This is a genomic window from Paenarthrobacter sp. A20, assembly GCF_024168825.1.
GTDB lineage: Bacteria > Actinomycetota > Actinomycetes > Actinomycetales > Micrococcaceae > Arthrobacter.
Genome location: NZ_JALJWH010000001.1, coordinates 4159546 through 4183331 on the forward strand (window position 1 = coordinate 4159546; position 23786 = coordinate 4183331).

The 23786-nt window shown below is 62.1% G+C and carries 22 protein-coding genes and 1 tRNA gene; 4 read left to right on the forward strand and 19 right to left on the reverse strand.

The genetic code is table 11. The annotated features are described in order from the left end of the window. Positions 1 to 13: 13 nt before the first annotated feature. From atpA to argS, 19 genes are all read right to left on the reverse strand, one after another. Positions 14 to 1651, reverse strand: a complete 1638-nt coding sequence (gene atpA / locus J3D46_RS19325; protein ID WP_231343299.1) for a F0F1 ATP synthase subunit alpha — start codon at positions 1649 to 1651, stop codon at positions 14 to 16. Between the two features lie 85 nt (positions 1652 to 1736). Next, entirely contained in the window at positions 1737 to 2564 is an 828-nt protein-coding gene (locus J3D46_RS19330) for a F0F1 ATP synthase subunit delta (protein WP_231343288.1), read from the reverse strand. Beyond that, positions 2564 to 3118 carry a F0F1 ATP synthase subunit B gene (locus J3D46_RS19335; RefSeq protein ID WP_144649789.1) on the reverse strand — a complete coding sequence of 185 codons (555 nt, stop codon included), beginning with the start codon at positions 3116 to 3118 and terminating at the stop codon, positions 2564 to 2566. The genes J3D46_RS19330 and J3D46_RS19335 overlap by 1 nt, the downstream gene beginning before the upstream one ends. 56 nt (positions 3119 to 3174) lie before the next feature. Continuing rightward, entirely contained in the window at positions 3175 to 3378 is a 204-nt protein-coding gene (gene atpE, locus J3D46_RS19340; RefSeq protein WP_009356484.1) for an ATP synthase F0 subunit C, read from the reverse strand. A 77-nt stretch (positions 3379 to 3455) separates the two neighbouring features. After that, positions 3456 to 4256, reverse strand: coding sequence for a F0F1 ATP synthase subunit A (gene atpB, locus J3D46_RS19345; RefSeq protein ID WP_017199729.1), 801 nt, complete (start codon positions 4254 to 4256; stop codon positions 3456 to 3458). 81 nt (positions 4257 to 4337) lie between these two features. Continuing rightward, the gene (locus J3D46_RS19350) at positions 4338 to 4673 is read right to left on the reverse strand and encodes a hypothetical protein (protein ID WP_231343289.1); all 336 of its coding nucleotides are present in this window, start codon (positions 4671 to 4673) and stop codon (positions 4338 to 4340) included. Continuing rightward, positions 4660 to 5151: a hypothetical protein gene (locus J3D46_RS19355; protein ID WP_231343290.1), complete on the reverse strand. Its 492-nt coding sequence runs from the start codon at positions 5149 to 5151 to the stop codon at positions 4660 to 4662. Before J3D46_RS19355 ends, J3D46_RS19350 begins: the two co-directional genes overlap by 14 nt. A gap of 119 nt (positions 5152 to 5270) precedes the next feature. Next, complete coding sequence (locus tag J3D46_RS19360) at positions 5271 to 6383, reverse strand: MraY family glycosyltransferase (protein ID WP_253468549.1); 1113 nt, start codon at positions 6381 to 6383, stop codon at positions 5271 to 5273. 282 nt (positions 6384 to 6665) lie between these two features. Beyond that, the gene (locus J3D46_RS19365) at positions 6666 to 7622 is read right to left on the reverse strand and encodes a glycosyltransferase (RefSeq protein ID WP_253468551.1); all 957 of its coding nucleotides are present in this window, start codon (positions 7620 to 7622) and stop codon (positions 6666 to 6668) included. Next, on the reverse strand, positions 7623 to 8408 hold the full coding sequence (locus tag J3D46_RS19370) for a WecB/TagA/CpsF family glycosyltransferase (protein ID WP_231343294.1): 786 nt from the start codon (positions 8406 to 8408) through the stop codon (positions 7623 to 7625). Then, complete coding sequence (locus J3D46_RS19375; protein WP_231343296.1) at positions 8405 to 9241, reverse strand: L-threonylcarbamoyladenylate synthase; 837 nt, start codon at positions 9239 to 9241, stop codon at positions 8405 to 8407. Before J3D46_RS19375 ends, J3D46_RS19370 begins: the two co-directional genes overlap by 4 nt. A gap of 12 nt (positions 9242 to 9253) precedes the next feature. After that, positions 9254 to 10126: a peptide chain release factor N(5)-glutamine methyltransferase gene (prmC, locus tag J3D46_RS19380; protein WP_231343298.1), complete on the reverse strand. Its 873-nt coding sequence runs from the start codon at positions 10124 to 10126 to the stop codon at positions 9254 to 9256. Between the two features lie 32 nt (positions 10127 to 10158). Next, positions 10159 to 11232, reverse strand: a complete 1074-nt coding sequence (gene prfA / locus J3D46_RS19385; protein WP_014922181.1) for a peptide chain release factor 1 — start codon at positions 11230 to 11232, stop codon at positions 10159 to 10161. 252 nt (positions 11233 to 11484) lie between these two features. Continuing rightward, complete coding sequence (gene rho, locus J3D46_RS19390) at positions 11485 to 13665, reverse strand: transcription termination factor Rho (protein ID WP_253468553.1); 2181 nt, start codon at positions 13663 to 13665, stop codon at positions 11485 to 11487. A 305-nt stretch (positions 13666 to 13970) separates the two neighbouring features. Next, positions 13971 to 14945, reverse strand: coding sequence for a homoserine kinase (thrB, locus tag J3D46_RS19395; protein WP_253468555.1), 975 nt, complete (start codon positions 14943 to 14945; stop codon positions 13971 to 13973). A 2-nt stretch (positions 14946 to 14947) separates the two neighbouring features. Beyond that, the gene (gene thrC / locus J3D46_RS19400; protein WP_253468557.1) at positions 14948 to 16051 is read right to left on the reverse strand and encodes a threonine synthase; all 1104 of its coding nucleotides are present in this window, start codon (positions 16049 to 16051) and stop codon (positions 14948 to 14950) included. Further along, positions 16052 to 17368, reverse strand: a complete 1317-nt coding sequence (locus tag J3D46_RS19405; protein WP_231341872.1) for a homoserine dehydrogenase — start codon at positions 17366 to 17368, stop codon at positions 16052 to 16054. Next, a complete protein-coding gene (gene lysA / locus J3D46_RS19410; protein ID WP_253468558.1) occupies positions 17361 to 18833 on the reverse strand; it encodes a diaminopimelate decarboxylase in 1473 nt (490 codons plus the stop codon). Before lysA ends, J3D46_RS19405 begins: the two co-directional genes overlap by 8 nt. Before the next feature lie 4 nt (positions 18834 to 18837). Then, on the reverse strand, positions 18838 to 20502 hold the full coding sequence (gene argS / locus J3D46_RS19415) for an arginine--tRNA ligase (protein WP_231341874.1): 1665 nt from the start codon (positions 20500 to 20502) through the stop codon (positions 18838 to 18840). 217 nt (positions 20503 to 20719) lie between these two features. Between argS and J3D46_RS19420 the strand changes: the two genes are divergently transcribed. The 4 genes from J3D46_RS19420 (at position 20720) to J3D46_RS19435 (ending at position 23777) form a co-directional block, all read left to right on the forward strand. Further along, complete coding sequence (locus J3D46_RS19420; protein WP_231341875.1) at positions 20720 to 21208, forward strand: hypothetical protein; 489 nt, start codon at positions 20720 to 20722, stop codon at positions 21206 to 21208. Between the two features lie 4 nt (positions 21209 to 21212). Beyond that, positions 21213 to 22085, forward strand: coding sequence for an FAD:protein FMN transferase (locus tag J3D46_RS19425; protein ID WP_231341876.1), 873 nt, complete (start codon positions 21213 to 21215; stop codon positions 22083 to 22085). Beyond that, the gene (locus tag J3D46_RS19430; RefSeq protein WP_231341877.1) at positions 22082 to 23584 is read left to right on the forward strand and encodes an FAD-dependent oxidoreductase; all 1503 of its coding nucleotides are present in this window, start codon (positions 22082 to 22084) and stop codon (positions 23582 to 23584) included. The genes J3D46_RS19425 and J3D46_RS19430 overlap by 4 nt, the downstream gene beginning before the upstream one ends. A gap of 120 nt (positions 23585 to 23704) precedes the next feature. Then, positions 23705 to 23777 (forward strand) — tRNA-Arg (locus J3D46_RS19435). The last annotated feature ends 9 nt before the right edge of the window (positions 23778 to 23786 follow it).

Sequence of the window (23786 nt, forward strand, 5' to 3'; positions counted from 1 at the left end):
CAGGTCATCGAAACTAGCGCTTCTGCTTGACGATCTTTTCCTGGTCGACGTCGCCGCCGGAGATCGCTGCGTGCTCTTCGTGGCCGGCGCCAACCAAGTGGTTGTCGCCTTCGCCGAAGAAGCCCTTCTTGAAGGAAATGATCGCTTCCTTCAAGGCTGCAGCGGTGTCGTCATCCAGGACGTTGGTCTGAGCCAGCGTGGTCAGGATGGAGGACTTGTGCGTGAGGTGCTCCAGGAACTCGGACTCGAAGCGGCTGATGTCCTCAACCGGAACGTCGTCCAAGTAACCGTTGGTGCCGGCCCAGATGGACACAACCTGGTTCTCAACCGGGAACGGTGAGTACTGGCCCTGCTTCAGCAGTTCCATCAGGCGTGCGCCACGGGTCAGCTGCTGGCGGGAAGCAGCGTCAAGGTCAGAGGCGAACATGGCGAATGCCTGCATGTCGCGGTACTGGGCCAGGTCCAGCTTCAAAGTACCGGAGACCTTCTTCATGGACTTGACCTGTGCAGCGCCACCAACGCGGGACACGGACACACCAACGTCAACAGCAGGACGCTGGTTGGCGTTGAAGAGGTCCGACTGGAGGAAGATCTGGCCATCGGTAATGGAGATCACGTTGGTCGGGATGTAGGCAGAGACGTCGTTTGCCTTGGTTTCGACGATCGGAAGACCGGTCATCGAACCTGCACCGAGCTCGTCGGAGAGCTTGGCACAACGCTCCAGCAAGCGGGAGTGCAAGTAGAAGACATCGCCCGGGTAAGCTTCGCGTCCCGGCGGACGGCGAAGGAGCAGGGACACGGCGCGGTAAGCTTCGGCCTGCTTGGACAGGTCGTCGAAGATCACCAGAACGTGCTTGCCGCCGTACATCCAGTGCTGGCCAATGGCCGAGCCTGCGTACGGTGCCAGGTACTTGAAGCCAGCGGGGTCGGATGCCGGGGACGCCACAATGGTGGTGTACTCCAGTGCGCCGTGGTCCTCAAGGGTCTGACGGACGGCCGCGATGGTGGAAGCCTTCTGGCCAACACCGACGTAGACGCAGCGAACCTGCTTCTTGACATCGCCCGAAGCCCAGTTGGCCTTCTGGTTGATGATGGTGTCCACGGCAATTGCGGTCTTACCGGTCTGGCGGTCACCAATGATCAGCTGACGCTGGCCACGGCCGATCGGGATCATGGCGTCGATAGCCTTGAGGCCGGTCTGCATCGGTTCGTGAACTGACTTGCGTTCGGTAACGCCCGGAGCCTGGAGTTCCAGTGCGCGGGTGCCCTCGGCCTTGATTTCGCCGAGGTCGTCGATCGGCTGGCCCAGCGGGTCAACAACGCGACCCAGGAAGGCGTCGCCAACCGGAACGGACAGGATCTCACCGGTACGGTGAACTTCCTGGCCTTCTTCGATGCCGGTGAAGTCACCGAGGATAATGACACCGATCTCGCGGACGTCAAGGTTCTGGGCCAGGCCCAGCGTGCCATCTTCGAAGCGAAGCAGCTCGTTCGCCATGACCGAGGGAAGACCCTCAACACGGGCGATGCCGTCACTTGCGGTGGTCACACGACCAACCTCTACGCGCTCTGCGTTACCGGGTTCGTAGGACGCCGCGAACTCGTTCAACGCATTACGGACGTCGTCGGCGTTGATGGTCAATTCGGCCATCTGCAGTCCCTGCTCTCCTGTTTTCGTGATCATCGTTGCTCACGATGACCGGGTTTTATATCAGTTAAGTTGTGCTTTGTCTTCGCTAGCCAGCGAGCTGACGGCGGAGTTCGCTCAAGCGGGCGACAACCGAAGCGTCAAGCACTTCGTCACCCACCTGGACACGGATTCCACCGATAAGGGCGGGGTCAACGTTGAGGTTGACCTTCAGTTCGCGGCCATACAGGGCATCAAGCCCGGCCTGCAGACGGCTGGCCTGCGTTTCCGTCAACGGACGGGTAACGCTGACAGTTGCAATCCAGCGCTGCTGACGCTTGGCTGCAAGCTTGGCGAAGGACTCGACGAGCTTGCTCGGCTTGACACCGCGCGGCTGTGTAACTGCCTGGCTGATGAGAACCTTTGCTTCCTCGCTGCTGCCAGGAACAAGCTTCTCGGCCAGTGCAATCTTTGCCGCAGGGGATCCCTGCGGCTCAGACAGAGCACGTTGTACTTCGTGGCTGGAGGCGACGATCTGGTTGAAGGCAAACAGATCGTTTTCCAGCTCTTCCAGCCCCGTGATACCGGAGGCAGAAACGGCCGACTTGTTTTCAGCTACGGCAATGACAACCGTGGCGGCAAGCGTCTCGAGTGCATCGCCGATATCGCGTGCCGATGCCCAGCGTGAGCTGGCCAGTCCGCCCGCAATTTCAGCAGCATCAGCGGAGACTTTTCCGCCAACGAGCTGCTTGACCAGCGCCGACTTTTCGTCTCCACTACGGGACGGGTCAGTCAGGGCGCGGCGCAAGCCAGCCGAGCTGTCCACCGTTCCCAGGATTCCGAAGAGGTCCTTAGCCAACTGCAGCGAGGCGAAAGGAAGCTTGGCTTCCAACTGCGCCAGTGCTGTGGTCAGCGATTCGCTCGATATACCTGCCATTACTTAGCTGCACCTGCGCTCTGGGTCTCCAGATCTGCAAGGAAGCGGTCCACAACGCGTGCGGCGCGCTGATCGTCAGTGAGTGCTTCACCAACGATGCGGCCGGCCAGCGTGGTGGCCAGGGTGCCTACCTCGGAACGAAGCGAGACAACAGCTGCCTGGCGCTCCGATTCGATGGCAGCGTGCGCCTGCTCGGTGATCCGAGCGGACTCTGCAGCTGCCTTGGCCTTCAGGTCCGCGAGGATCTGGGCGCCTTCGGCGCGTGCTTCTTCGCGGATGCGGTTGGCTTCGGCGCGGGCGTCGGTGAGCTGCTGCTTGTACTCTTCAAGAGCTGCAGAAGCTTCCGCCTGGGCCGCTTCGGCCTTTGCAATGCCACCTTCAATTGCTTCGGCGCGCTCTGCGAAGGTCTTCTCGAACATCGGGACAATGAACTTGACCACGATGTACAGGAGGACCGCAAAGCCGACGAGGACGACGCCCATTTCCCAGACATTGGGAACGAGAGGGTTGGCGGCCTCGCCTTCAGTGGCGGCTGAGATGATCAGCTGATTCATATTTCACCCGTCCTATCTACTCGGTTGCGGAATTCGCTTCGTTCTAAATCCGAAGACTAGAGAACGAACGCGAAGACGAGTCCGAGGATGGCGAGAGCTTCGGTCAGTGCCAGACCAAGGAACGCGATCGGCTGCAGCACGCGCTGAGCTTCCGGCTGACGAGCAACACCGTTGATGTAAGCCGCGAATACGAGACCCACACCGATACCACCGCCGATTGCGGACAGACCGTAACCTACGAGGTTGAGATTGCCTTCCATTTTTTTCCTTTCAAGATGCCACCCATGTGGCAGGTTGTTTGGTTTACTTCAATCCCCATCAGGGGAAGATTTTGTGCCTAGTGGCTGTCGGCGTGCAGGGCGCCTTCGATGTAGATCGCGGTCAGCAAGGTGAACACGTAGGCCTGCAGGGCCATGATCAGTGCCTCGAGCATGTACATGGCGATAGCGCCGACGAGGACCAGAACCGAGGTGCCCTTCAAGAGGACGTTTTCCTGCATGACCAAGTACTCGATGCCGGAACCGGCGAGCATGACGATCAAGTGGCCGGCCAACATGGTCGCGAACAGACGGAGGCTGTGCGTGACGGGGCGGACCAGGAAGTTGGAGATGATTTCGATCGGTACCACGATCGGGAGGATGTACCACGGAACACCTGAAGGAACGGTGGCAAGCTTGAAGTACTTCAGGCCGTTCTTCTTGATGCCGATGATGATCCAGGTGAAGTACACGATGCCGGCCAGCACATAAGCTCCACCGACGTGGGAGAAGCTCGGGAGCTGAATGACGGGAATCGCGCCGTAGATGTTGTTCACCAGAATGAAGAAGAACAAGCTGAACAGCAGCGGGACGTACTTGATGAAGTCCTTGCCGCCGATGATGTCCTTGGCGATGCTGTTGCGGACGAAGCCGTAGGCCATCTCGCCTGCGAACTGCAGCTTGCCGGGAACCAGCTGCTGCTTACGTGCAGCGAGGATGAAGAATGTAGCGATAATGACGACCGAAAGGATTACCAGCAGCATCTGCTTGGAGAATCCGTCGTGCGCACCCCAAGGCAGGATTGCCGGCAGGTGCATTTCGTCGATTCCGGGTGGGGTGAATGACCCCGAATCCTGGGCGGGGAGCGCAAGCGCGATCAACGCGTTTCCTCTCTGCTGTGTCCATCATTGGGCATTGGTTGGAATCCGGTCGCGTTGGACGCATCCGTGTTCCATGTGAAATTATTTGGCATTACTGTCCCCGTCCGTGGACGGACCGCTGTCTGCGTTGCTCTCGCCAGAAGAGGAGCTTTGCCTGGTGAGGCCGTGCATATGGGAAAGATAGAACCCTCCTGCGGCTCCCAGCAGAGCGCCAAGGAGCACAATCCAGCGGGTCCCCCACAGATTATCCAGACCCCAGCCTATCAAACTCCAGACAATGATCCCGCCAACGATGTAGCTGAAGACGGCGATGCCGGCGTTGTATCCGCCGTCGTTTCCGGCTTCCGCGGTCTCACTGGCTTTTCCAGGTTGCTGGGCTTGTGCGGCCGGGCGTGAATATCGCTTACGCGGAGACATCCGGGCCACCCTTCTGTTCTTCAGGATCGTTATAGATCTGGAGGCGGGCCTTGCTGAAACCATAGATTTCTGCTGCCTGCCAGAAGACAACGGTGACCACGGCGCCAATCAGGAACCAGCGGTGGTGGAGCCAATCCGGCGCACCGAGCACAAACAGTACTACGGCGAAGCCGACCACTTTGATGAAATATGTAGCAACAAAGAGGCCAACAGCACCGGAAGGGTTGTTGCGGCCCACATAGTGGCCTATCAAAAGGCTGATGCCAAAGAAGAGCATGACCAGCGCGGCACCGAACGCTGCTGAGAGCGCACCCTGTCCGCCGTTCAACACGGCCGCGATCACGCAGGTGACTGCAGTGGCCGCGGCTGCAGCCGAGGCGCTCAGAAGAAGCAACCGCAGCCAGAGGTTCGACGTCTCTCCGGAGACTCCAACACCACGTTTACCGGACGGGCGTCCGGTTTCGGCGTTGGATGTCATGGGGATACCAATCCTCGTGGCACAGGTGCCATATTCTCAAAGTGGGGTTACGGGCGAGTGACTGTCCGCAGAAAGAATTCTACATGAGATAGAACTGTGACGATAACCAGCCGTCACATCTACTCCCCCTGCCGAGTCGAGTTCCGGGTGAAGTAGGGCCACGCCGTCACGGCGGCCATGATGAGCGCTGCGGCGATGATCACGATGAGCACAATTTGCCACGGGAAAACAGCGAAGGCGACACCGCCGAAAGCCAGGATGCACGTCCAGACGTACAGCATGACGACGGCGGTGCGGTGCGAGTAGCCAAGGTCCACCAGCTTGTGGTGGAGGTGGCCGCGGTCAGCGGACCACGGTGATTGGCCCCTGGCTGTCCGTCTGACAACTGCCATCCCCAGATCGAGAAGGGGCAGGGACAGGACGGCGAACGGCAGCAAAATCGGAACGATCGTAGGAATACCGTTGGCGCGGTCGTAGAGGCCGGAACCAATTTGCCCCGTGGCCACCACACCGGCGGAAGCCATGAGCAAGCCAATAAGCATGGCCCCGGAGTCGCCCATGAAGATTTTGGCAGGGAACCAGTTGTGCGGCAGGAACCCGATGCAGCTTCCCACCAGGATGGCCATGAGGAGTGTTGCGAGGTCTGAGTTGTCGGTGGACGGGTTGTTCCGGTGAACCCAGTACGCCGTAAGGAAGAAGGCCCCGCCACCTATGATGGCGACCCCGGCCGCTAGTCCATCCAGGCCGTCAATGAAGTTCACTGCGTTCATGGTGGTGACAATCAGACCAGCCGTGAGCACAATCTGAAGGACTTCAGACTCAAGGAATATCGGTTCCGGGATGAACGGGACCACTGACATCCGCACGCCCCAAATTGCGACGATGAAAGCAGCCGCGCCTTGTCCCAACAGCTTGATCCACCATCGGATGTCCAGGATGTCGTCGGCCACTCCAACGGCGACAATCACGACTGCGCCGGCCAGGATCCCCCACGGAGCATCGTTGTGCCTGAAGATGTCCTTGACGAAGAAAGAGTTGCTGGCAACCACCAAAGCCACGAAGAAGCCGGTAAAGATGCCCAATCCCCCGAGTTTGGAAATCAGTGCCGAATGCATGTCCCTGCTGCGGATCGGACGGTACAGGCGCAGTCTGTTTCCGGCGACGCGGGCACCCCACGTTCCCGCGTAGGACACCACGGCAGCCGTGAGTGCCATCAGCAGATACATGATCATGATGCGGCTCCCGGGAGCGGCCCGCCCGCTGTTCCGGAAACGGTGACCAGCGGACGCAGCCGGCGCGTCGCGTGTAAGCCGGTGGTTTCCGGGCACCTTGAGGGGTGGAATTCTGTCTTTGGATAAATGGAACTACTCCGTCGCCATGCCTGCACCGGCTGTGCCGAATGTTGCGGGATTTCTGTGGACTCTAGTCACGATACTAATGCCAACGGCCGTGACCACCCTGTGACGCAGCCGCAAAGCCCCCGCCTGTTGAGCAGGGCCTAAGCTGCGAAGTTGTCAGCTCACCGGCTCTTTGACGTTCCGCAATGGGTAGATTCCCTCAAGCACCTTCTCGTTGGAACGCGGCGCCTTCAAACTGTGGCGCAGGCCCTTGAAGAGCCCGTCAATCAGCACTTTGCGGTTGGACGATGCCGCGATGGTGCGGGTCCAGTTACGCAATGAGGCGCCGGTAAAGAGTATCTTCTCCCACGGTGCAAGTGCGCTGGAACGGGTGTACACCCAGAGCTTGTTCCGCACTTCGTAGTAAAAGCGCGGTCCGGGATCCGCGCCCGCGTCACCAAATACTTTGGTGTGATGGTTCGCCACCGATGCGTCGGTACTCAGGGCCGTCCCCCGGCGCGAGACCCGGGCGGTGTACTCGAGGTCGTCATTCCAAATGAAGTAGTCCGCAATGGGCAGGCCGTACTTCCGGATCTCTTCGGCACGGATCAGAACCGACACGAACGAAGCACTGCGGATCTGCGTGGCACCAACCCGCGCTGCAGCGTTGCGTGCTTCTTCGGTGGCACCCATCCGGGGCCGCATGCGGTTCATGGGGTGGTCCCGGCCATCGGTCCACACGACGCGGCTCGCGATGAACGCCGGAACATCTCCGGTTTCCTGCAGGTAGGCGTTGGAAACGTCCAACGCTTCGCCCAGCGCCCCCGATTGGGGTTCCGTGTCATCGTCCATGATCCAGACGTGGTCCGCACCGTGGTCCAGTAGGGCCCGCTCCATGCCAACCACAAATCCACCGGCGCCGCCCACGTTGGTATTCAGCGTCACCACGTCGGTGGTCAGCGGCCCTTGGTAGCCCTGCAGGAATTCTGCGGTTCCGTCCGTGGAAGCGTTGTCCACGACGACGACGGCGTCCGGCACCCGGGTGCCGGAGGCGATGCCCGCCAATGTGGTTTGGAGGAGCTCATGCCGGTTATAGGTCACCACGACAGCGACCACGACAGCTTGGGATGTCATTTACTTGCCTTTGGTCTTGGGTGATTGAAAACGGCGCCGAATCAGCAGGCCGGCCAGCTTCCAAGGTTCAACGAAAACTCTGTACGCAACCCGGCCCGGATGAAGGACCAAGCGCCACGCCCATTCAAGCCCTAAACGTCCAAGCCAGCGCGGAGCCAGCTTCTGGATACCCGCGACTTGCTCGATGGCCCCGCCAACGGCGCAATAAGTAGCAGGCGGCAGTTGCCCAAGACGGCGGTTCAAGACGTGTTCCTGAAGCGGCATGCCCAGCCCAAGCAACACCAGCTGGGGCCGGAACGTGCTGAGCCAGCCAACCACGGCATCTTCAAGCGCATCGTCCCAGCCTTCGCCGGGCATGCCGTCTACTGTGGCTCCGGGAAGGATGGAGCGCAGGCGGACGACCGCTTCGGTATTGGCCTCACGTCCGGCACCGATGACAGCAACCCGGTGCAGCCCGGGAACCTTGCCGAGTTCCGGGATCCAGTCCATGGAACCCAAACGGTAGGCCATGGCTCCTTCGCCCAGGGGCGGAAGCTGCCGTTTGCGAGCAAGTCCCCACAACAGTGTCGCCGGGGCTCCGTCCAAGAGGACTATCGAGCTTTCCTCATAGAGTGCCCGAACGTCGGGACATGAATGAAACAACGTGATGCTGTGCAGGTTATGTCCGAGCACAGTGCTCGTGGTCCCGGCAGCAATGAGTCCACCCATCGCATCAATAAGTTCGTCGACGCGCAACGGAGTAGCGTCGACGTCAAGGACGGGGACGCGCTGGCGGTCCGGAATCATTCGGGCTTGGCTTCTCGTGCAGCCTGCGGTTCCACATGGTCGTCAGGGGTCGACTCACCCTCCGGCGTCGATTCCTCGACGACGGCGGCTTGGGTCACTTCAGCCGTTTCTGCACCAGCTTCCTCTTCGAGGGCGACCTCATCTGCTGGAGCCGGCGTCTCTACGGGCACGGTCTCGCCAAAGCCGAGGATTGTCGGAACGATGCTGCGGAGGCTCTCCAGCGAGATGGCTCCTTGGCGCACTACACGGAACGGGGCAGCAGTTGCGTCCACAATCGTGGACGGCAGAGCGGCGGTGCCCTCCACCGGCCGGAATCCACCCTCCAGGTAGACCTCAACGGACTCCGCCAGTTGCATGCGCGCTTCCGAAGCGGTCTGCGCTGCTTCCTGACCTGTGCGGTTGGCCGACGATACGGCCAGCGGCCCCGTGAGCCCGAGGAGCTCCAAAGCAATCTCGTCGTCCGGCATACGGAGTGCAACGGTGCCCTTGGTATCGCCCAGATCCCAATCCAGGGAAGGCTGGGCATGAAGGATCAGAGTCAACCCGCCGGGCCAAAATGCCTGCGCCAGCGCCCGGGCATCGGCCGGCACGTCGGTGGCCAGGCCGTCCAAGGCATTGATTCTGGGAATCAGGACCGGAGGAGGCATCTGCCGGCTGCGGCCCTTGGAGGCCAGCAACATGGTCACAGCCAAGGGAGAGAAGGCGTCGGCGGCAATGCCGTACACAGTGTCCGTCGGCAGCACGATGCACTTCTTTTCACTGATGGCACGCTGTGCGTGCTGAAGTCCTTCAGCCCGTTGGTCATCGGAAGTGCAGTTGTAGGTTGTGGTCACAGCGCTATTCTTTCACTCATCAAGGGCGGTGCTTGCCAGCATCGCGCTGGTGGCACGTTCCTTACCGTTCAGGTCGAAATGCGTGGTGACGTCGTTCCAACGTCCCGTGCGTCGCAGCATCCCGGCGATCCAGCCGGCTTGGACTTCTGCGTGTTCCATCACGAAGTAGCCGCCAGGCTTCAGAAGCCGGGCGGCGGAAGCAGCTGCCGCCGTCGGGAGTTCCATGCCGTCCGCTCCCCCACCGTACAGTGCTTCGGGAGGATCGTGGAGCGCGACTTCCGGTTCTGTGGGTATCGCTTCTGCCGGGATATATGGCGGGTTGGATACGACGACGTCGAAGGTTCCGTTGTGTTCGGGCAGCGCATCCCGGAGGTCGCCCTGAATGAGGACGACGCCGAGTGGCTCAAGGTTCTTCGCAGCCCAGGCATGCGCAAAAGTACTGAATTCCACAGCGTGGACTTCTGCCCCCGGCACCTCATGGGCGATCGAGCCGGCGATGGCACCTGATCCGGTGCCGAGGTCCACCACTTTGGGGTTCGTTATTCCAGCCACGTGGTCAATGACCAGTTGGACCACCGATTCGGTTTCCGGGCGGGGTATGAAGACGCCCGGACCCACGCGCAATTCCAAGTAGCGGAAATATGCGACGCCGGTGATGTGCTGGAGGGGGACGCGGCCCGCCCTCTCCTGGACGAGCTCTTCGTACCCTTCAGGTGCGGGAGCATCACCCAACAGCATGGCCCGCAGGCGTCCGAGCCCCACCCCCAGCAAGTGATCGGCGAGCAATTCCGCGTCCACGCGCGGTGTGGGGACGCCGGCGTCGGCGAGAACGGCAGCAGCCTCGCGAACAGCGTCCGCGAGGCTCTGGCCTTGGTAAAACGTCATGGATCTACTCTGCTGATGGTAGGAGGCAGGAGCTATTCGCCGATGGCGTCCAAGCGCGCCTGCTCGTCCGCCTCAATCGCCGATTGGATGACGGGCTCAAGGTCGCCGTTCATGACGGCGTCAAGGTTGTAGGCCTTATAACCGGTGCGGTGGTCCGCAATACGGTTTTCCGGGAAGTTGTACGTGCGGATACGCTCCGAACGGTCCATGGTTCGGATCTGCGACTTGCGCTGTTCCGAGTTGGCGGCGTCGATTTGTTCCTGCTGGTGGGCCAGGAGGCGGGCACGGAGCACGCGCATGCCGGCTTCGCGGTTCTGCAGCTGCGATTTTTCGTTCTGCATGGCCACCACGATGCCTGTAGGCAAGTGGGTGATACGGACTGCGGAGTCGGTGGTGTTCACGGACTGGCCACCCGGACCTGATGAACGGTAGACGTCGATCTTGAGGTCATTCTGGTTGATCTCAAGTTCTTCGGGCTCGTCCACTTCGGGAAGCACCAGCACGCCGGCAGCCGACGTGTGGATCCGTCCCTGGGATTCCGTCACGGGAACACGCTGCACACGGTGCACGCCACCCTCAAACTTCAAACGCGCAAAAACACCCTGCGCGGGATCGTTCGAGTTGCCCTTGATGGCGACTGCGACATCCTTGTACCCGCCAAGGTCCGATTCCGTGGCCGAGATCATTTCGGTCTTCCAGCCACGCGATTCTGCGTAGCGCATGTACATCCGCAGAAGGTCGCCGGCGAACAAAGCGGCTTCGTCGCCACCTTCGCCACCCTTGACTTCAAGGATGACGTTGCGGGCATCGTCCGGGTCGCGTGGGATCAGCAAACGGCGCAACCGCTCCTGTGCCGCCGGAATCTGCTCTTCCAACTGCACAACTTCGGCAGCGAATTCGGGATCTTCGTCAGCCATTTCCTTGGCAGCTTCCAGATCGTCATTGAGCCCGCGCCACTTGTTGTACGCCTCCACAATGCCCTGAAGCTGAGCAGACCGCCGCCCCAACTTCCGGGCCGCAGACTGATCGGCATAAACAGCAGGATCGCTCAACTGCGCCTGGATAGCAGCATGCTCATCAAGCAATCCCTGTACGGACTCAAACATTTTCAAACCTCTTTCGACTTCTACAAGTCTAATAACTGCATCGTGGGGTCACGCACAGCCCATCTGGGGCCCACTGGGCCGTTTCTGACCTCACGTGGTGTCGGGCCAAGGATTCCTTAAACAAAGACCGCTCAAAATATGCCGGCCAGGGAGTGGCTTCGGGCCTGCCGGAGCCGGGTAGCTTCCGATCGCAGATCGGAAGCTACCCGGCGTAGGGGCGGGGCCGGCATATTTTGAGCGGTTACAGCACAGCTATTTGTCGTTGTCCGACTTCGCTCCGAGCGTCGTCTTCTGTACCTGCATGAGGAACTCGACGTTGCTTTGCGTCTCCCGGATCTTGTTGGTCAGCAGCTCAAGGCTCTGCTGCTGCTCCAGGCCGGAAAGGACGCGGCGCAGCTTCCACATGATCTTGACTTCTTCAGGTGAGAGCAGGTTCTCTTCGCGGCGCGTGCCGGACGCGTTGACGTCCACGGCCGGGAAGATGCGCTTGTCTGCCAGCTGGCGGGACAGGCGGAGCTCCATGTTGCCGGTGCCCTTGAACTCTTCGAAGATGACTTCGTCCATCTTGGAGCCGGTCTCAACGAGAGCCGTTGCCAGGATTGTCAGCGAGCCACCGTTTTCGATGTTGCGGGCTGCACCAAAGAACCGCTTGGGCGGGTAAAGGGCCGCGGAGTCCACGCCACCAGACAGAATGCGGCCGGAAGCCGGTGCTGCCAGGTTGTAGGCGCGGCCCAGACGCGTCATGGAGTCCAGGAGGACCACCACGTCCATCCCCATTTCCACGAGGCGCTTGGCGCGTTCGATGGAAAGTTCGGCAACCGTGGTGTGGTCGTCGGCGGGACGGTCGAAGGTGGAGGCAATGACCTCACCCTTGACGGTGCGCTGCATGTCCGTGACTTCTTCGGGACGTTCGTCAACCAGCACCATCATGAGGTGGACCTCAGGGTTGTTGGTGGTGATTGCGTTCGCGATGGACTGCAGGATGAGCGTCTTACCGGCCTTCGGCGGCGAGACGATCAGGCCACGCTGGCCCTTGCCGATCGGAGCCACGAGGTCGATGACACGCGGACCGATCTTCTTGGGGTCCGTCTCGAGGCGCAGGCGCTCGGACGGGTACAGCGGCACAAGCTTGGCGAACTCGACGCGGTCCTTGAGTTCCTCCGGCGTCTTGCCGTTGACGGAAGTGACACGGACCAGTGCGTTGAACTTCTGGCGTGCGGACTGCTGGCTGCGGTCTTCGCCATCACGCGGTGCACGGATGGCACCGACCACGGCGTCGCCCTTGCGGAGGTTGTACTTCTTGACCTGAGCCAGGGAAACGTAAACGTCGTTCGCACCGGGAAGGTAGCCGGACGTACGGATGAACGCGTAGTTCTCCAGGACGTCCAGAATGCCGGCTACGGGAAGCAGGACGTCGTCCTCGGTAACCTCGACGTCGTCGACGTCCGGTCCCTGCGCACGGCCACGACGACGCTCGTTACGGTCACGGAAGCGGTCGCTGCGGGTGTTTCCGTCCCGGCTGTCCTGCCCCCCACGACGGTCGTTCCGGTCGTTCTGGTCGTTGCGGTCGCGACGGTTGCGTCGGTTACGGCGGTTGCCGGTGTCCTCGCCGTCGTTGTTGTCTTCACGGCGTCCGCGGGTGTTGTCGCGGCGTTCGCGCTGGTCGCCCGAATCGGCCTGTTCGCGCTGTTCGGTGCGCTGTTCACGCTGTTCGGTGCGCTCAGCCCGCTGCTCACGCTGTTCCGTGCGCTCAGCCCGCTGCTCACGCTGTTCCGTGCGCTCAGCCCGCTGCTCACGCTGTTCGGTGCGCTCAGCACGCTGCTCGGCGGCCGGTGCTTCTGCTGCCTCAGCAGGAGCTGCGGCAGCTTCGCCGCGACGGCGGTTGCGGGTGCGCGGCTGGCGGCGCTCGGTGCCGGACTCGCCGGCTTCGGCCGATGCAGGAGCTTCAGCAACCGGGGCAGTCGCGGTTTCAACAGGTGCTGCGGCTGTTTCCGGAGCAGCTACGACACCATCGCTGGTAGCGCGGCGGCTGCGGCCACGACCACGGCCGCGGGGAGCTTCCTGGGCCGGGGCCTCGGACGCTGAATCAGCAACGGAACCGTTGTCGGCGGCTTTTGCTTTCGGCTCCACAGCTGCCTTGGGCTCCGCTGCCGGGGCTTCCTTGGCCGCGGTTGTGGCGCCCTTGGCCGAGGCGGTGGCCTTGGCCGGTGCCTTGGTAGTGGACGTGCCGGCACGGTGGGCGGAAATGGCGGTGACCAAATCCCCCTTGCGCATACGCGATCCCCCGGAGATGCCCAGCTGGCTCGCGAGAGCCTGAAGCTGGGCGAGCTTAAGGCCTGCAAGGCCGCTGCTCTTGGTGGTTGCTGCCGTTGACGGCTCAGCAGCAGAAGATGATGTGTCCACAGCTGAAGCCAGCTCAGTGGTTTCTGTCACGAAGGATCCTTCCCCCTCGACGGCGTCCAGAGCGAGAGCTGGACGCGATGATTTGTTCTGGGCTGCAGTTCAGATCTGCAGCCGGTGATTTCGGCCGTGCCTGATGGATTGTGGCCAACAGGGCCGGTTACTGATCGTCATCACTAAATCCGGTGACCCGGACAGCCGGCTGAAAGTTCAGGGAACAGAGAGAATTCTCGGCACCTGAGACAGGCCGGAAAGAGACGACACCACCAACGTTGGCACAGTTGACGAAAGGTACGGCGAAACCACCGAGATCCAAAATCAGGGAACTGCCCGCGGCTTTACCGGCGGTGCACTTCCACTCTAGCACCTTGAACGTCCACAGCCAGCGTCATCACGCGCCAACCAATGTCGGGTGTGTTGGCCGCCGTGTAGGACCCAATGAAGTCAGCAACCGCCGCGGCTTCGGTTTCCCCGTTGGCGAGCACCATCACGGTGGGACCGGCACCGGAAACAACGGCCGCATGGCCCGCGGACCGAAGCGCTGCGATGAGGTCGGCGCTCGGTCGCATGGCCTGGGCACGGTAGCTCTGGTGCAGGTAGTCCTCGGTGGCAGGCAACAGGAAAGCTGGTTGCGCTGTGAGTGCGTGAATCAGTAGGGCCGCGCGTCCAGAGTTCATTGCTGCCGCGTGATGGCCAACGGAGGCCGGCAATAAACCGCGTGCTGTTTCCGTTGACAACTCGAAGTCCGGCACCGCTACTACCGGGATGACCGAAGGAACGACGTCGGCGTGCGTGCTGCTGTACTGCTCGCTGTCCTGCCAGGACAGCGCCAGTCCGCCGAAAATCGCGGGTGCGACGTTGTCTGGATGGCCTTCGAGCTCGCTGGTCAGCTGCAGTATCCAGTCACGGTCCTGCCGTGACTCCTCCGGCACCAACGCATTGGCGGCAGTGACAGCAGCAACCACGGCCGACGCTGAAGAGCCGAGGCCCCGACCGTGCGGGTTGACGTTGTCTGCGGAGATTTTCAGGCCTGAACGCTGGTAGCCGAGGCGGTCCAGTGCGAGGTCGATGGCACGCACCACCAGATGGCTGGCATCGCGTGGGAGGGTATCGGCGCCCTCACCGGAGAGCTCAAACTCCAGCTCTCCGGTGCTGAGCGTTTCCACAGTCAAGGTGTCGTAAATGGACAGGGCCAAGCCGAGGCTGTCGTAGCCGGGGCCCAGGTTGGCACTCGTACCGGGGACCTTGACTGTCAGCCGCTGGCCTGCCGCGACGAGTGCACGATCGGTCGCGGTGGGCTGCGTTGATTCCACTCTTAGTTTTCTTCCAGTCCCAGTTCTGCGGCGACGGTTACGACGTCGTTTGGCACCTTGACAGGCTGGACATCGCTGCCGTCCTCGGTACGGAGGGCCCACTGCGGGTCCTTAAGTCCGTGCCCGGTAACGGTGATCACGATGGTCTTGCCTGCCGGCACCTCGCCTGCGGCATGTTTCTTGATCAAACCCGCGACGCCGGCAGCTGAGCCGGGCTCGACGAAAACGCCTTCCTTCGCAGACAGCCAGCGGTGGGCGGCCAGGATCTCGTCATCCGTGACTGCTTCGATGAGTCCGCCTGATTCGTCACGCGCTGCAACGGCGGTGTCCCAGGACGCCGGGTTGCCGATGCGGATGGCGGTGGCGATGGTATCGGGCTCCGTGATGGGGTGTCCGGCGACGAACGGCGCAGCACCTGCAGCCTGGAATCCCCACATGATGGGGGTCTTCGTTGAAACGGCAGGAAGCGTTCCGTTAGCGGCCTCGAAGGGCGCGGAGTACTCCTTGTAGCCCTTCCAGTACGCACTGATGTTACCGGCGTTGCCAACGGGCAGCACGTGGATGTCCGGGGCATCGCCCAGCGAGTCCACGACTTCGAAGGCACCGGTCTTCTGCCCCTGGATGCGCGCGGGGTTGACCGAGTTGACCAGGAAGACCGGGTAGGCTTCGCCGAGCTTGCGTGCGATGTCCAGGCAGTTGTCGAAGTTGCCGTCCACCTGGAGCAACGTCGCGCCGTGCGCAATTGCCTGGCTCAGCTTGCCCATGGAGATCTTGCCCTCGGGAACCAGCACAGCGCACTTGAGGCCAGCGGCCGTGGCATAGGCTGCAGCGGAAGCGGACGTGTTGCCCGTGGAGGCGCACACTACGGCCTTTGCACCGGCTTCCACAGCCGCCGTCATGGCCATGGTCATGCCACGGTCCTTGAAGGAACCCGTGGGATTCATGCCTTCAACCTTGAGGTAGACCTCTGAGCCGGTCAACTCGGAGAGCTTCTGCGCGTGGACGAGCGGGGTGCCGCCCTCGCCGAGGGTAATGACCTTCGTGGCTTCCGTTACAGGCAAACGATCAGCGTATTCGCGGATTACTCCGCGCCATTGGTGAGCCACTTAGACCCCTTCTACCCGCAGTACGGATGTCACAGAATTGATGACGTCCAGGCCCTTGACGGCCTCGACGGTTGCTGCGAGTGCAGCTTCGGACGCACGGTGGGTCACGATCTTCAGCTCAGCCGATTCAACGTTCGACTCAGAGTCGCGGTGGATCGTTTGACGCATGATCTCGATCGAGACACCGTTTTCCGCAAAGATGTGTGCGATCCTCGCCAGAACGCCGGCCTGGTCAGCTACGTCCAAACCGATGTAGTAACTGGTATCGGAGGCGTCGATGGTCAGTGCCGGGACATGCCCCGTGGTGGTTTCCGTTCGACCCGGGCCTCCCAGGACCAGGCGCCGTGCCGCGGAGACGAGGTCGCCCATGACGGCAGAGGCCGTCGGTGTTCCGCCTGCGCCCTGGCCGTAGAACATCAGCTCGCCGGCGTTCTCCGCTTCAATGAATACGGCGTTGAACGCACCACGAACTGCGGCCAGCGGGTGTTCGCGCGGCAGGAGCGTGGGGTGGACCCGCACCGAAATGCCGCTTCCGTTCTCTGATGAGTCGATCTTCTCGGCAATCGCGAGCAGCTTGATGACAAAGCCGGCTTCCTTGGCGGACGCGATATCCGCAGCGGAGACCTTGGTGATGCCTTCGCAGTAGACATCGTCCAGGGAGAAGCGGGTGTGGAAGGACAGTGACGCGAGGATGGCGGCCTTCGCCGCGGCGTCATGTCCTTCAACGTCGGCCGTGGGGTCCGCTTCGGCGTATCCAAGGCGCTGGGCTTCGGCAAGGGCGTCGGAGAACTGCGCACCGGTGGTGTCCATCTGGTCAAGGATGAAGTTGGTGGTGCCGTTGACGATGCCCAGGACGCGCGTGATGCGGTCGCCGGACAGGCTGTCGCGGATGGGGCGCAGGATGGGGATGGCACCGGCTACCGCGGCCTCATAGGACAATTGGACACCGGCCTTGTCAGCCTCTTCATAGAGGGTGGGGCCGTCCTGCGCGAGCAGTGCCTTATTGCCCGTGACAACGCACGCGCCGTTCTGGATGGCCGTCAGGATCAGCGACCGGGCGGGCTCTATGCCACCCATAAGCTCGATGACCAGGTCTGCATCCTTGACGAGGGTATCGGCATCCGTGGTGAAAAGTTCACGGGGCAATTCGACATCACGCGGGGTGTCGATGGTGCGGACGGCGATGCCGGACAGCTCAAGGCGGGCGCCGCTGCGGGCAGCAAGGGTCCCGGCGTCGTCAATCAAGATCCGCGCGACCTGGGCCCCCACGTTGCCACAGCCCAGCAGGGCCACCTTCAAGGTTCGCACTTCAGACATTCGCCACTCCCATGTCGCGGTTCAAGAGATCTTCTTCGGTTTCCCCGCGGACAATGAGCCGGGCAGCTCCGTCGCGTACAGCGACAACGCCAGGCCGGGCCAGGTAGTTGTAGTTGCTGGAGAGGGCCCAGCAGTAGGCGCCGGTACCCGGTACTGCGAGCAAATCACCGGCTGCCACGTCCGCGGGCAGATATACATCTCTAACAACTATGTCGCCGCTCTCGCAATGTTTGCCCACTACGCGGGACAGCTGCGGAGCCGCCGAGGAGTCACGGGAAGCCAAAATCGCCGAATAATCCGCGTCGTACAGCACCGGACGGGCGTTGTCGCTCATACCGCCGTCCACCGACACATAGCGGCGCGGATACGTAACGTTCTTCAGTCCTTCTTCACCCTCAGGGGCGTCGACCCGGACGGTTTTGAGGGTGCCGACTTCGTACAGTGTGAACGTGGTGCTGCCTACGATGGCGCGTCCGGGCTCGATGGAGATGCGCGGCGGCGTGATGTCCAGCTCAGCGCACTTGGAACGCACGACGGCGGCCATCGCCTGCGCAATCTCGGCTGGCGGGCGGGGGGTGTCCACCGGGGTGTAGGCGATGCCGTAGCCACCACCCAGGTCCAGTTCCGGCAGGAGAATCGAGTACTTGGCCTGCATGGCGGCAAGGAAGCCCAGGAGCTTCTCTGCTGCCACGGTGAATCCGTCCGGCTCAAAGATCTGCGAACCGATGTGGCAGTGCAGGCCGAGCAACTCGATGCTGGCGTACGAGGTGGCAACTGCCACAGCTTCTTCTGCTGCCGAGAGACCGGCTTCCTCTGTGGAGTCACCTGCCATGGAAAGACCAAACTTCTGGTCCTCGTGGGCAGTGGCAATGAACTCGTGGGTGTGCGCATGCACGCCCGGGGTCAGGCGCAGCATGACCTTGGCAACTTCGCCGCGGCTGGAAGCTATCTTGGCAACACGTTCGAGCTCATCGAGGCTGTCCACCACGATCCTGCCAAGCTTCATGTCCAGGGCGCGGTTGATCTCGGCGTCCGACTTGTTGTTGCCGTGCAACCCAAGGTTGGAGCCTTCGATTCCTGCTCGTGCAGCAACAGCGAGTTCGCCGCCGGAGCACGTATCCAGGCGGAGGCCCTCTTCGGCCACCCAGCTGGCCACAGCGGTGCAGAGGAAGGACTTTCCTGCATAGTAGACATCCACTCCCCCGCAGATGTCCGCAAAGGCGGCGTCGAAGGCGTCCTTGAATGCGCGGGCACGGGAGCGGAAGTCCGATTCGCTCATGACGAACAGTGGAGTGCCGAATTGTTCCTTGAGCTCACTGACGGTAATTCCGTCAATGGTGACCTCGCCGGCGTCGTTCTTCCCAACCCCGGCCGCCCACAGGGGCGCCTGCAGGGCATTGAGGTCTTCGGGGACAGCCAACCACCCGGGAGCCAGCGGAGAAGCGTGCGCAGCGTCTGTGTTCATAGCCCTACATCCGTTCCGGCGCCGAGACGCCAAGCAGTTCGAGTCCGTTGGCAAGGACTTGGCTCGTGGCGTCGTTGAGCCAGAGGCGTGTGCGGTTGACGTCCAGGACGGGATCGTCGCCCTGCGGGGACACGCGGCAGGCGTCGTACCAGCGGTGGTACGCGCCGGCGATGACCTCGAGGTGCCGGGCTACGCGGTGCGGTTCGCGCAGTTCGGCCGCCTTCGCCACGATGGACGGGTAGCTGCCCAGGTAGGAGAGCAGCTCGTTTTCCGTGGCGTGGTCAAGAAGTGACGCGTCGAAGGCATCCTGCCCGTCAACCTGGCGCTCGACGCCGGCCTCGGCAGCGTTACGTGCCGTGCCACGGGACCGTGCATGGGCGTACTGCACATAGAACACCGGGTTCTCATTGCTGTGCTTCTTCAGCAGTTCCGGATCCAGCGTCAACGGCGAGTCGGCCGGGAAACGGGCCAGCGAGTAGCGGACCGCGTCCTTGCCGAGCCAGGAAATAAGGTCCTTGAGCTCGATGATGTTGCCCGCTCGCTTGGACAGCTTTGCGCCATTCACAGACACGAGCTGGCCGATGAGGACCTCGATGTTGACTTCAGGGTCATCGCCCGCGCAAGCCGCAATGGCTTTCAGGCGGTTGATGTACCCGTGGTGGTCGGCACCGAGCAGGTAGATCTTTTCGGTGAATCCGCGGTCCTTCTTGGAGAGGTAATAGGCGGCGTCGGCAGCGAAGTAGGTAGGTTCACCGTTGGCGCGGATCATCACACGGTCTTTGTCGTCGCCGAAGTCGGTGGTGCGCAGCCAGACGGCACCACCGTCGTCAAAGACATGACCCTGCTCCCGGAGTCGGGCAACGGCGGATTCGATCGCACCGGCGTCGTGCAGTTCCTTCTCCGAGAAGAAGACGTCAAACTCAACACCGAAGCCTGCCAGCGTGGTCTTGATATCGGCCATCTGTGCCTCGTAGGCAGCGGCGCGGATCACCGGAAGGGCTGCCTCGTCCGTCAGTTCGCGGATGTCAGGGTGGGCCTTCAGGACTTCGTCGCCCAACTCCCGGATGTATTCGCCCGGGTAGCCGCCCTCCGGAACTCCCCGGCCGTGCAGGCGGGAAAGCACGGAGTTGGCAAAGACGTTCATCTGCGAGCCGGCGTCATTGATGTAGTACTCGGCCGTGACGTCAGCTCCCGAGGCACGCAACACCCGGGCGATGGCATCGCCCAGGGCGGCCCAGCGGGTGTGCCCGATGTGCAGCGGACCAGTGGGGTTGGCGGAAACGAATTCCATGTTGACCACGCGGCCCGCGAGCGCCTGGTTGGTGCCGTAGCCCGCGCCGGCCTCAACAATGGCCTTGGCCAGGGCACCGGCCGTGGCGGCGTCCACGGTGATGTTCAGGAAGCCTGGACCGGCGATTTCCACCCCGGTAACACCGGGAATGCCCTGCAGGTGGTTGCTGAGGATACCGGCGAAGTCGCGGGGATTCATACCGGCTTGCTTGGAGAGTTGCAGGGCGATGTTGGTGGCCCAGTCTCCATGATCCCGGTTCTTGGGTCGCTCCACTCGCACGGCGTCAGGCACGGCAGATTCCGTCAAGGCGATTTCGCCGGTAGAGACGGCGTCCTTAAGGCAGGCGGATATGGCAGCAGAGAGTTCTTCGGGAGTCACGCATCTAGCCTACCGGGGGCCTGCAAAGTCGCGGAATTGAGGGTCGCTTATGTGGATAGTTTGGTCACAGCCAGCGCACAGGAACGGCTGGCGGGTGGCACAGACTGAACCATTACGCTGAATTCAACGTTGTGAACACGTAGGAGGTGGCCGCGTTGGTCATCCCGGGAGAACCAGTCCATTGACCATTTCTTGTCCAGTTGAAACGAGCAGACCCATGACTACGCCACTCCGCAAGAGCCTTTACACCGGCATGGCCGGCCTTTCACTCATCGGTGCCGTGGCCGCCTGCGCACCATCTGCGCAGTCGCAGCCCGCGGAGTCCTCGCCGGCCGGCGAGAACGGTGGCCAGGCGAGCACATCCAGCCCCACCACTTCATCCACCACGTCCGGCTCCACCACCTCGGCCACCGCATATAAGGACGGAACCTACAGCGCCGACGGCACCTATACCTCTCCCAATGGTCAGGAGACTGTGGGCGTGGAACTCACCCTCGCGGGTGACACCGTGTCCGCTGTGAACATCACGGTCCATCCCTCCAACCCGAACACCAAGAAGTTCCAGGGCGAGTTCGCCAGCGGTATTTCGGCGCAAATCGTCGGCAAGAGCATCGATGAGCTCAACGTCTCCAAGGTGGCTGGTTCTTCCCTCACCTCGGGCGGATTCAACGACGCCGTGGAGCAGATCAAGTCCCAGGCCAAGTAGCACCATGCCGCATCCGGACTGGAGCAACTTCAGTTTCGAAGGCATAGGCACGCACTGGGAGATTTCGACGCCGGAGCCGCTGGCACCCGCGGTGCGCAACCAGCTGTTGGAAACAGTGGGTGATTATGACCTGACGTACTCGCGGTTCAGGGCAGATTCCTTGGTGTCCAGCCTGTCCCGGGCACCGGGCAGGATCACGTTGCCAGAGCATGCCAAAGACCTTCATAAGGTCTATGCCGCCTTGTATCGGCTCAGCAATGGCGCCATGACCCCGCTCATCGGCAGCAGCCTCGAACGGCTTGGCTACGATCCCGGATACACGTTGGCTCCTTCCGGAAGCCCCCAGCCTCCGCCCCGGTGGGAAGACGTCCTTGAGTGGACGGATGCGGCCTTGACCGCCACGGAGCCGGTGGTCCTGGATATTGGAGCCGCCGGAAAGGGGCAGCTGGTGGACCTCCTGGGCGAGGTCCTTCGCGCCGCGGACCATGCTGAGTTCCTGGTGGATGGCAGCGGCGACATGGTGCATGCGGGGACGCATCCGGTGATGGTCGCTTTGGAACACCCCTACAACCCTGGCCAGGCCATTGGCACCGTTGAACTCCACAATGCCGCGCTCTGCGCCTCGGCTTCGAACCGTCGGGCCTGGGGTGATGGATTGCACCATGTCCTGGATGGGACCACCGGCAAGCCCGTTAACACCACGGTGGCCACGTGGACCATGGCGTCGAGCGCGTTGTTGGCCGATGCGTTGGCCACGGCATTGTTCATGCTGGAACCGACCCGGTTGCAGGATGAGTTCGATTTCTCCTGGCTCAAGGTTTCCTCCAGTGGTGCCGCCACGTTTTCGAACCGTTTCGAGGGGAGACTGTTCACATGATTGCCGCTAAGTCCCGGGTGGACACCTGGTTGGGTCGATTGACGATGTACCGCTTGATTCTGTGGGTGCTGGGTGTGCTGGTGGCCTACAGCATGCTGCTCAACATCCTGGGATGGCTGACATTCGGCCTCCCGGAAATGCTGGTACACCTTGCGCTCTGCTTGGGGGTGACATACGCATCCAACCGATTGCTCGCGTTGGTCTTCCGGGTTAAGCCGCACACGGAGTCCTCCCTGATTACTGGGTTGCTGCTGTATTTCCTGTTCTGGCCGACGTTCGGGCTCACCGACATGACGGGTGTCGCACTGGCCTGCGTGTTGGCCAGCGTGTCCAAGTACGCGCTGGCTTTCCGCGGGCGGCACATCTTCAACCCAGCGGCCGCCGGGGCGTTCATCACCGGCCTGACCGGTTTGAACATCGCGACATGGTGGGCTGCCACCCCGGCAATGCTCTGGCTCTTGGTCCCCGGCGTGCTGGTTGTCCTCTACCGCACGCGAAAGCTGCTGATGGGCACGGTTTTCCTGGCGGCGGCCACCACCATCATTACGGTGGAGCTCCTGAGCCGCAGCATGACGTTCGGGCAGGCGTTGTGGCAATCGCTGGCGCAGCGCCCGTTGCTGTTCTTCGTGGGTTTCATGCTCTCGGAGCCGCTCACCCTGCCTCCCCGCCGCTGGCAGCAGGTGGCGCTTGCCGGCGTCGTGGGTGTTGTCTTCGCGGTTCCCTACAACTTCGGATTCGTCGCCAACTCCCCCGAACTTGCCCTGTTACTGGGCAACCTCCTGGCTTTCTTCCTGGGTCAGCGGGGCGGCGTTGAGCTGACGTTCAAGGGTTCGCGTGCCCTCACTCCGGGCAGTACGGAGTTCAGTTTCGAGCCGCAGCGGCCTGTGCGGTTTGTGGCCGGTCAGTTCATGGAGCTCAACTTGCCGCATTCCGGTTCCGACGGCAAAGGCCGCCGTCGTGTCTTCAGCATTACCAGCCCGCCCGGTTCGCCGGAGGTGACTTTCGGAGTTGGCACGGCCGAGCCGCTGTCTACGGCAAAAAAGGCGTTGATGGCTTTGAAGCCCGGCGACAAGCTCTCTGCAACTGCCGTAGGTGGAGACTTTCTCTTGCCGAACGACGCCGGGAAGCCGGTCCTGCTGATCGCTGCAGGAATCGGGATCACACCTTTCCTGTCGCAGCTGGCTGCCGACGCCCCGGCACGCGACACCGTGGTGGTGTATCTCGCCAAGGGCCGCAATGAGTTGGCCTGCGTAGAGCAGTTGCAAGCGTCAGGGGCGAAGGTCATTGCCCGCCTCGCGGACGGATCAACTCCCCCGGATTTCATGCTCGACGCCGGCGCCTCCAGGATCGATGCCGCACGCCTGGCGGAGTTGGTTCCGGACATCGTGGACCGGGAAGTGTTTGTCTCGGGCTCCCCGCGGAGCGTCGACTCCCTCCGCGCTGCCGCCCGAAGCGCAGGAGCACACCGGGTCCACGTCGACTCGTTCGCCGGGTACTGACCGGGTACTGATTGGCGGGCCCCTGAGCTGGGCCTGCCGCTACGGTGCCGGGTTTTCATTTGCGGCATAGTGGCTGCTAAGCTCTAGGACGTCCCACCGGCAACGGAGGGAACCCTGGATGCCCTCGTAGCTCAGGGGATAGAGCGTCTGCCTCCGGAGCAGAAGGCCGTAGGTTCGAATCCTATCGAGGGCACATCAAATA